At 68.0% G+C, this 3,446-nt stretch carries 1 protein-coding gene and 1 pseudogene; both read right to left on the minus strand.

Features of this window, described 5'->3' with window-relative positions; translation table 11 throughout:
• Positions 1–226 precede the first annotated feature (226 nt).
• Positions 227–2,716 carry an ABC transporter permease gene (locus E6J58_00450; protein TMB44100.1) on the minus strand — a complete coding sequence of 830 codons (2,490 nt, stop codon included), beginning with the start codon at positions 2,714–2,716 and terminating at the stop codon, positions 227–229.
• A gap of 266 nt (positions 2,717–2,982) precedes the next feature.
• A pseudogene (locus tag E6J58_00455) lies at positions 2,983–3,075 on the minus strand (hypothetical protein).
• Between the last annotated feature and the right edge of the window lie 371 nt (positions 3,076–3,446).

Here is a 3,446-nt window from a genome sequence, read left to right on the forward strand (position 1 = left end):
TGAACCAGCGACCACTTGCACCCCAAGCGGTCCCGAACGGGCGCGCCGCCGCAGTGGCTGGTGGAACCGCACGAGGGGCACGGCTTCTACGGCGAGGGCGCGCGCGAGCGGATGTACGCGGCGGTGCTCGACTTCCTGCGCGCGAACACGGCGGCTCAGCGCGAGGTCAGGTAGCGGATGTCCCAGGTGTCGTCCGGCTGCAGCACGCAGTCGCCGGCTCGAGCGATTACTCTTCGAGCGCCGCGCGAGGTTCGACGCGCGCGGCGGCCACTGCAGGAACGAGGCTGGCTGCCAACGACACTCCCGCGATCACGACGATCGACGCTAACACCGTCACCAGATCGAACGGCGACACCCCGAACAGCAGATGCCGCAGGCCGAGCCCCGCCGCCACGGTGAGCCACAGGCCGACCGCGATCCCCACCGCGGCGAGCTTGAGCCCTTCGGCGAGAACCAGCTGCAGGATCTCATGGGTGCCCGCGCCGAGCGCGCGGCGCACGGCGAACTCCTGCCGCCGCTGCTGCACGCTGTACGCGATCACTCCGTAGACGCCGACGATGGTGAGCAGCAAGGCCACCATGCCGAAGCTCTCCATGAATCGCGTGACGAATCGTGCGTTCGATGCGCTCGTCGCGACGAGATCGTCGATCGTTCGCGCGTGCGCGATGGGAATCGTGGGATCGGCTGCGGCAATCGCGCGCTGAATCGACGGCATCAGCGCGGACGTTTGCAGATTCGAACGAACGACGAACTGCATGGTGCCAAACGTGAGATAGGGATTCTGCGTGTACGGCACGATCATTTCCGGCCGCGGCGCCTCGGTCAGTGCGTACCGCTTCATGTTCCCCACCACGCCGATCACCGTCATCCACGGAAACGGCCGCCGGTCGTGCGGCCCCCCGACATGAAGGCGTCTGCCGACGGCGTTCTTGCCGGGCCACAGCCAGGCGGCCATCGACTCGTTGACGATCACCACCGGCAGACCGTCGGTCCGGTCGGCATCCGAGAAATCGCGCCCGGCGAGCATCGTCGCGCCGAGCGCGCGAATCATCCCCTGGCTCGCAACCGTGAATTGCGCAATCGGCGATAGCGCGTCGGGCGGCAGCGAAGGCAGCTCACCCTCCGGCGTGAAGACGGACGCCTGCTGCTCGCCGCTCAGCGGAAGCGGCTTGCCGATGCCCGCGGCCGACACGCCCGGCAGCGCACGAATGTTGTCGAGCGCAGCGCCCAGGAATCGAACCGCGGCGGCGTGTTCCATGCCGGTGTTGAATGCGCGTTCGGGATAGCGGATAGGCGGGAGCGAAACCTCGAAGGTCGCGCCGTGCACGGCGTCGAACCCGAGCTTCGCGCTCATCTGCTGCGAGAGGCTTCGGACGAGCAGCCCTGCGCTCGCCACCAGCACGAGCGATCCCGCGAGCTCACTCACGATCAGCGCGCGGCGCGCCTTGCCCGAAATGCCCCTCGTGCCCGTGCCGCGTCCGCCGCTCCGCAGCGTGGTCATCAGATCCGCACCACCGCCAAAGAGCAAGGGGAGGATGCTCACCGCGATCGCCGCGATGACCATGACGCCGAGCGCCGCCGCGGCGAAACGCGCGTCGAATGCGAGCTCCGCGGCGCGAGGCAGTTGGGCTGCGCCATACGCGCGCAGCAGCCCGATCCCCGCGCTTCCCGCCGCGATACCGGCCGCGCCGCCCGCGGCCACGAGCAGCACGACTTCGGCCATCACCTCTCCCGCGAGGCGGAGTCTCGTGGCGCCCAGCGCCGCTCGCATGGCAACCTCCCGTCGCCTGATCTGCAGTCGCGCGAGGAGGAGCTGCGCGGTGTTCACGCACGCAATCAAGAGCACGAGCGCCACGCCGCCGATGAGGCTCATGAGCATCTGCGTCACGTCGCCCACCACCTGCCGGCGCAGCGGCACGAGCAGTGCGCGCGGGTGGGAGTTCTTCACCACGGGAATCGAGCGTTCGACCACAGCCATCACTCGATCCATGTCCTGGCGCGCCGCAAAATGCGTTGTTCCCGCCCTGAGGCGCCCCACTATCGCCAGGTCCGCAATCCCTTCCGATGGGGGCTTGAGCGGGACCCACAACTCCGGCATCGCCGCGAACTGAAAGTCACCCGGCATCTCCGACCCGCGCGGAAACGCGAACCCTGCGCGGGCGACACCTATGACGGTGTACAACTCGCCGTTCAGCGTGAGCACTCGGCCGATGATGCTCATGTCCGCGCCGAACCGGCGCCGCCATAGCGCGTCGCTCAGCACCACGACGTGATCGTCGCCAGGTGTCTCGTTCGCGCGCTCGAAGAAGCGGCCCATCGCCGCCGTCACGCCGAGCGCCTGAAAGAACTCCCCCGTGGCCGCCACGCCGTCGAGACGTTCCGGCGCCGTGGAATCGCCGAGGTTGAGCGACGCGCCGCGAAACGCCGCGATCGACTCGAACGCCTTCGTGTTGTCACGGATGATGCTGAACACCGCGCCGTGCGTGGGCTGTTCGGGAACGCCGAGATTGGCGTCGGGATACGAACCCCAGAGCATCTCGATGCGATCCGGATCTCCGTACGGCAGCGGCTTGAGCAGGATGGTTGAGACCACGCTCAGCATGAGCGCGGAAGCGCCGATGCCGATGGCGAGCGTGAGCACGCTCATGACCGCGAAGAGCGGCGCGTGCCGGAGGCGGCGCGCGGCATGGAGCAGGATGTGAACTGTATTCTCCATTCAGCCGAGAGGATAACAGCAATTGCGGGGCCGTAGGACATCCCGCCGATCCGGTTCGACGAGCTACATTCCGTCTCCCCGTGAGTGGCCGCAGCTTGCTCGAAGACTACGCGCCGCGGCCCCAGACCGGCTGCGCAGGGACCTCCGCACCTCATGCTATCTCACTGTCTTGCGGCAGCTTCGGCGCCTACGCGGCGTTGCAGAGCGCCATTCTCGCGCCCGACCTGTTCCGTAAGCGGCACGAACCGGACGACGCCTTCTTCACGGACCCAAACGCCGTCAGGAACCACGCAATGAAAATGAACGTTCAGGTTGAGCGCGCTGCCGAAGCGCTGCACGAAGGTGACCGCGCCCGTTCGGGTGCCGCGAACTCCCATCCGGCGCGCGCGTAGCCGCTGCCGGGCAGAACGCAACGAGCAGCTCGTCGCCGCACGCGATGGAGCGGACGCGAGCGAAGCCGTGGGCGAGAATGCCGCAGCGCAGGGATCGCTCGAACTCGGCCACGACGAAGCGGGGCAGCCCGCTCCCATCCTGCTCCATCTCCGCGAGGAAGGTCTTGAGGTGCGCCCGAACCGTCTCGTGCAGGAGCGACTTCTCCGGCCCGCGGCGGCGGTAGCTCGAGACTCCAGCGACGGATTTGCCGTCGCTCTCCTTGCCCTCCTGTGTGCGGCGGAGCTGCCTCGGCGCTGCCCAAGGCGCTGGCGGCATTTCATGAAGCGAGCCAAGCGTG

The sequence above is a fragment of the Deltaproteobacteria bacterium genome (genome assembly GCA_005879535.1).
GTDB lineage: Bacteria > Myxococcota > Myxococcia > Myxococcales > 40CM-4-68-19 > 40CM-4-68-19.